Genomic DNA, 5,066 nt, shown 5'->3' with positions numbered 1-5,066 from the left:
GGCATGGCGTAACTGTTCGCCGCGAAACTCGGTATTGATGGGCACCAGCACCGCGCCCAGCCAGGCCGCGCCGAACCAGAGTTCTACCAGGTCCATGCCGTTGGGCAGGAACGCGATGACCCGGTCTCCTGCCTGTACGCCGGCGGCCGCGAGACGTCCGGCGCTGCGTGCGGCAATATCCGGCGCCCCGCCATAAGTGATGGAGCGGGATGCAGATGCTATCAAGGTCTTGTCACCGTGGCGCGCCGCCTGGAGGCTGAGTATCCGGGGCAATGTGCGGCTGGTGTAGGGTATTGATCGAGCTTGTTCTGCGCTCACGTGCTCTCCGTATTCAAGTTACCGCGATACTGGATTCAGGTTACCGTCATACCGGTGTAAGCCAGTATCCGGTAATTAATCATGTTCCGACCCTGTGAAACTAGCAATCCTCGGGAGGACATTCTAATCACGATTCGTGATATTGAATCATCATAAAAAACTATCCCGGAAATCAATGGGGTCAGACTCGATTGATTTCCCACCGTTCCGGCGAAAACAGAAATCCTTAGAGCAAAATCAATCGAGTCTGACCCCGTTGATTTGTCAGACGCTGTGCGCCAGCCGCTGCAGGAGGCCGCGGAACCAGGCATGTCCGGTATCGTCGTCCAGGTGCTTGTGCCACATCTGGTAAACGGGGACGGGGTGTGAGAATACCGGGTTGGGGCAGATGGCAAGGTCCATTTGCCCGGCATAGAATGTTGCCAGCCGTTGCGGCAGGCAGGCAACCAGGTCGGTGTTGGCCACTATGCCGGGCATCGCCAGCAGGTGGGATACCTCGGCAACGACCTTGCGTTGCAGGCCCTGTTTCTCCAGTTCCCGTTCAATCATGGGGATGTGCGTGCGCGTCGGCCGCAGGGCAACGTGTTCCAACTCGAGAAAATCGTCCGGCGACAGGCCGGCGTTGACTTTCGGGTGGTCCCTGCGGGCTACACAGTAGCTCCGGTCCTGGAAGATCAGTTCCACGTGGTACTGGGGATCGTCGATCCTGACCCAGTCCCAAACCAGGTCAACCGTCCCGGACCGCATCTCGGGCCGCAGTGTCGCGCCGGGTTCGGGGAGACAGACGACTTCCACCCCCGGTGCGCTGATGTTCAGTTCACTGATGATATAGGGCAGGAAGTGCAGTTCGCCGTAGTCGGTCAGCGCGACGGTAAACTGGCGGTGCAGGGACTCGGGCCGGAACTCGAGGTTGTTTTCCAGTGTATCGTCTACCAGTTGCAACGATTCCCGGATGGGATCAGCAATCTCCAGGGCTTTTGCCGTCGGCGCTACGCCTTTGGGCGTGCGTATGAATAATTCGTCGCCGTACAGCGCGCGCAGGCTGCTGAGGGCATTACTGATTGCCGGCTGCGATACGCATAACCTCGCGGCTGCGCGGGTGATGTTGCGCTCTCTCATCACCGCGTCAAATACCTTCAGCAGGTTAAGGTTTACGTTGCGCATTGCGACTTGGCCGCCAATTTATGGGTGTCCCAAATTTCATCCCGTCAATTTGTGGGTGTCCCAAATTTGCCCGTGACTGATTGTGGCTGTATTTTCGGTTATTTTCAACTTGTCTGACCCATGAGAAAATTAATTAACTGAATGTAATCACCCGCATCCGCTCTTCGAAGTGCATTGATGTAAACTTCCCGATGTTCCGGATTGCCTGCTAATATTTCACTGCTCCACTGAAGCGCTCTTTCCTTTAAACATTTTTCCAGCAGTGCATCTGTCATTATTCTTGAGTGGCGGCCATTCCCATTAGGAAATAAATGAATTTGAACTTGGCGATGATGGAAGCGCGCTGCAAACTCAATCGGGGGATAGGTGTGATGGTCAATCCAATAACGAGCATCTTCCAATAGCTTATATAGTTCAACACTAATATTTATTGGGTCAATGCCAATGTTCTTTTCTGTCGTCCTGAAACTACCGGCCCACTTCCAGACTAATCCAAACAGGCGTTTATGTAGTTCCTTGGTAAATTCTGTAGTTAACAGGTCATTATACTTGCGTTGACTTGCCAGCCATTTCAAACCTTCCTGGATATTTTGTTGCTCTAACCGGTCGAGTTGACTGCGAGTTTGAATATGTGGAAATTTCAATCCTTCCAGTTCATTCGGGTCTAACGGTGTAGCGCCATCCGGGTAATCCATTTTTATTTAATCCTCCCATAAATCACGCGGCATAGTTTCAAGTAAACGTTGTGTTTCAAGGTTGATTTCCTCAACCAGGGCTGTCTTGTTTAATTGTTGAGCTTCGAGAGCCATCTGAACGTCTGCCTTTGTCACCAGCTTGGTGGCTTTTTCCCTGGCTCTTTCCATTATAGTTTCTTCGATTGGTTGCCTGGGTACAAGAGCATAAACCAGATCGCACTCGAGCGCCTCCGCGACGCGCCGTAATTGTTTGAGTGAGATGCGGTCTTCTGTTTCCATTCGCTCCATTTGGGAAACTTGCGCTTTTTTTAAGCCGAGCCTACGGCCAAGCTGTGGTCCACTCATGCCTAGCGCCTTTCGGGCGGTACGAATCCACCCCTCTTTTGGGCGGGGGACCTTCATCAATGCACAATGTTGATTGGCCATATCTTGATACTGTTTAAGAACAGTTCGTCTCAGATTAATCATGATCGTTCTCTATAGTCTATAAATATAAAGCCTGATAAATATAATTAGGCTATATAAATATAGCATATATACAGTAATATGGCTACTGAATTATAGCTTTATAATCCAACGTTGTGTAATACGGGAGAGAACACATGGATAAAAATCAACACAAACCCTTCTCTTTGTCGGTTGGACTTTGTTTATTCCTCCCCTTGGTGCAATATACGCGCTTGGTGAGATATTCAGGATGATTGAATGAGAGTTATAGAATTAATCAAATATATATTGGGGACCTCATTTTTTCACAGTCAATTTAAAACCCCTCAATAGTTTTTATGAGTTAACGGCCGAATGCGCTTGAAACATGAATAAAATGATATTCTCTATATAATTTTCTGTTGTCCTCTTTGCGTCTCGATATAAGCTTGTGCTTGACCCTCTGCTCTTAACGGCGTCATAATTCGCTTTGTTCACTTGTTTGCATGGAGCATACTAATGACGAGAGCAAAAGTTTTTGCCTTCATCAACTACAAAGGCGGTGTTGCCAAGACAACATCTGCCTATCACGTTGGGTGCTGGTTGGCTGGGACAAAAAACAAGAACGTCTTATTGATCGATATTGACCCACAGACGAACCTGACGTTTTTATGCGCCTCTGTTGAAGACTGGGAAAGACGTAAGTCCAAAGTCGGAACAATCGCCACAATGTATAAGAGATATCTGCATAAGAGCCCTGTAGATGTCAAAAAATACTTATGGAAAACCCCTATTCGTTTAAGGGATGGTCGCCATCATCCCCGAGTTGATCTGGTGCCATGTGATATTGATCTGATCGGGGAAGATATTGGCAGCGGCCAAATCGCTGGGGCGTATCCGAGTATGGAAATGTTAAAGATGAACGCAAAGCAGTTTATGCGTGACCGGAATTTCCTTACTGAAGTCATCAAAGAGGTCCATAATAAATATGATTATGTTCTCATTGATTGCCCACCAAACCTTTATTTGATGACACAAAACGCGCTGGTTGCGAGTGATTATTATATTGTTACTGCGATACCGGACCATCTTTCTACTATTGGCCTAAACATCCTGATAAAGAAAGTAAAGAAAATCGATACCCTTGTGAAGCATGCGGCTGTGCTCGCTGGCAGTGAAGCAGATCGTCACCGTGTTGCTGAGTTTGGCGCAGTTCTTTTCGTTCGGGCACGAATCGGAGGGTCAATGTTGACGACGGCACATATGAATAAGATGGGGGAGGTTCGCTCATCTTTGGGTCTGGAATGTTTCAAAACTCACACAACTGAGTTGATTGGATATACGGAAGCCGCAGAAAACAGCTTGCCAGTATGGTTACATGATACTGAGAATGCTAGACGGGCTAGAATGAAGCAGGAATATCCAAAAATCGTCGACGAGCTATTGGAGAAATTCTGAGAATGAGTAATTCTGTAAAATTGACGGGTAGGAAGTTGGAAAGTTTTCTGAAGAACTTGTCCGTATTGGTTGACACCTTACCATCACAGGAAACGAAATCCCGACTTGACCATGAACTGGAAGCATTAGTTAAGTTCTTGGAGGAATTTCGAGTCAGGCTGCGATCACTTCCAACTGAAGAAGATGCTGACGGCGTCACAACAACAATCGAAACAATTAAGGACTATGTACGTGTTGCTGAATCTGATCCTGTCATGTCGCGTGTTCTTGGCCTTTCAATGGACGAACGAATATTGAGAAAGTCTCCGCGCAATTCCCTTACAGAACAGGATCGCAAGGAGGCATTAGCTATGGCAGAGGAACTAAAAATCCTATCGTCCGAAGATATTAAGCGTAAGTTCGCAGACAAAAGGAAATATAATATTTCAATGCTTAAACAGATTGGAGGGGAGTTAGGACTGAATTTCCCATCTAAGTCAACCCGTTTGTCGATAATCGAAAAAATTATCAAGAAGACAGTCAATCTTCGGGGATACAATTACCTTAGACATGGGCATGATGAGAGTGGCGGCGGATATGTCTCTGAGGCTGAGGGAGAATTATGAGAAAGCAGGCAAGGACCATACGAAATTGTGGGTTTTATCGAATCGGTTAAAAGCATATTGAACAGTGCGGTTGCGGACTGTTTCGCGGGGTTTGGTGCGGCATTCGAGTGCCAGGTGACGCCGTGCCAGGATAAACAGTTCGGTGATTACCAGTCCAACCTGGCATTCCTGCTGGCAAAGCGGGAGAAGACCAGCCCGCGCAGGATTGCCGAGGCCGTTGCCGGGTCGGTGCAGGCTGAACTGGCGCGGCCTGGGGAACGGGGAGGTTCGGCTGCAGGCGCCGGGGGGACGGATTTGAGATCCGATCCCGGTCCGGGCGTGGAGAAGGGCTATCCCGGGGAAAGCGCCGCAAACGGCGCTGGTTCCATGAGCGCGCGGGACTTGATAGAGACTATCGAAA

General features: G+C 48.9%; 7 protein-coding genes. 3 read left to right on the top strand and 4 right to left on the bottom strand.

Annotation, left to right across the window (positions count from 1 at the left end; all coding sequences use genetic code 11):
- The 4 genes from J4G02_20635 to J4G02_20620 form a co-directional block, all read right to left on the bottom strand.
- A partial coding sequence (locus J4G02_20635) for an AMP-binding protein (protein MCE2396934.1) occupies window positions 1–318 on the bottom strand: 318 nt, incomplete at its 3' end.
- Window positions 319–582: 264 nt separating this feature from the next.
- A complete protein-coding gene (locus J4G02_20630; protein MCE2396933.1) occupies window positions 583–1,482 on the bottom strand; it encodes a LysR family transcriptional regulator in 900 nt (299 codons plus the stop codon).
- 104 nt (window positions 1,483–1,586) lie between these two features.
- The gene (locus J4G02_20625; protein ID MCE2396932.1) at window positions 1,587–2,177 is read right to left on the bottom strand and encodes a mobile mystery protein B; all 591 of its coding nucleotides are present in this window, start codon (window positions 2,175–2,177) and stop codon (window positions 1,587–1,589) included.
- 6 nt (window positions 2,178–2,183) lie between these two features.
- Window positions 2,184–2,645: a mobile mystery protein A gene (locus J4G02_20620; GenBank protein ID MCE2396931.1), complete on the bottom strand. Its 462-nt coding sequence runs from the start codon at window positions 2,643–2,645 to the stop codon at window positions 2,184–2,186.
- Window positions 2,646–3,122: 477 nt separating this feature from the next.
- Here J4G02_20620 and J4G02_20615 point away from each other — a divergent pair, with 477 nt between their 5' ends.
- The 3 genes from J4G02_20615 to J4G02_20605 form a co-directional block, all read left to right on the top strand.
- Window positions 3,123–4,061, top strand: coding sequence for an AAA family ATPase (locus J4G02_20615; protein MCE2396930.1), 939 nt, complete (start codon window positions 3,123–3,125; stop codon window positions 4,059–4,061).
- Between the two features lie 2 nt (window positions 4,062–4,063).
- Window positions 4,064–4,666 carry a hypothetical protein gene (locus J4G02_20610; protein ID MCE2396929.1) on the top strand — a complete coding sequence of 201 codons (603 nt, stop codon included), beginning with the start codon at window positions 4,064–4,066 and terminating at the stop codon, window positions 4,664–4,666.
- Window positions 4,667–4,690: 24 nt separating this feature from the next.
- On the top strand, window positions 4,691–5,066 hold a 376-nt coding region (locus J4G02_20605; GenBank protein MCE2396928.1), incomplete at its 3' end, for a hypothetical protein.

This window comes from Candidatus Poribacteria bacterium, assembly GCA_021295755.1.
Classification (GTDB): Bacteria; Poribacteria; WGA-4E; order WGA-4E; family PCPOR2b; genus PCPOR2b.
Note: the sequence above shows the minus strand (reverse complement) of the source record. Positions and strands in the feature narration are given on the sequence as shown.

Bases quoted from the DNA above. Each gene is read 5' to 3' on its own strand.
- J4G02_20625 (MCE2396932.1), bottom strand. From the start codon at position 2,177: ATGGATTACCCGGATGGCGCTACACCGTTAGACCCGAATGAACTGGAA.
- J4G02_20615 (MCE2396930.1), top strand. From the start codon at position 3,123: ATGACGAGAGCAAAAGTTTTTGCCTTCATCAACTACAAAGGCGGTGTT.
- J4G02_20610 (MCE2396929.1), top strand. From the start codon at position 4,064: ATGAGTAATTCTGTAAAATTGACGGGTAGGAAGTTGGAAAGTTTTCTG.
- J4G02_20630 (MCE2396933.1), bottom strand. From the start codon at position 1,482: ATGCGCAACGTAAACCTTAACCTGCTGAAGGTATTTGACGCGGTGATG.
- J4G02_20620 (MCE2396931.1), bottom strand. From the start codon at position 2,645: ATGATTAATCTGAGACGAACTGTTCTTAAACAGTATCAAGATATGGCC.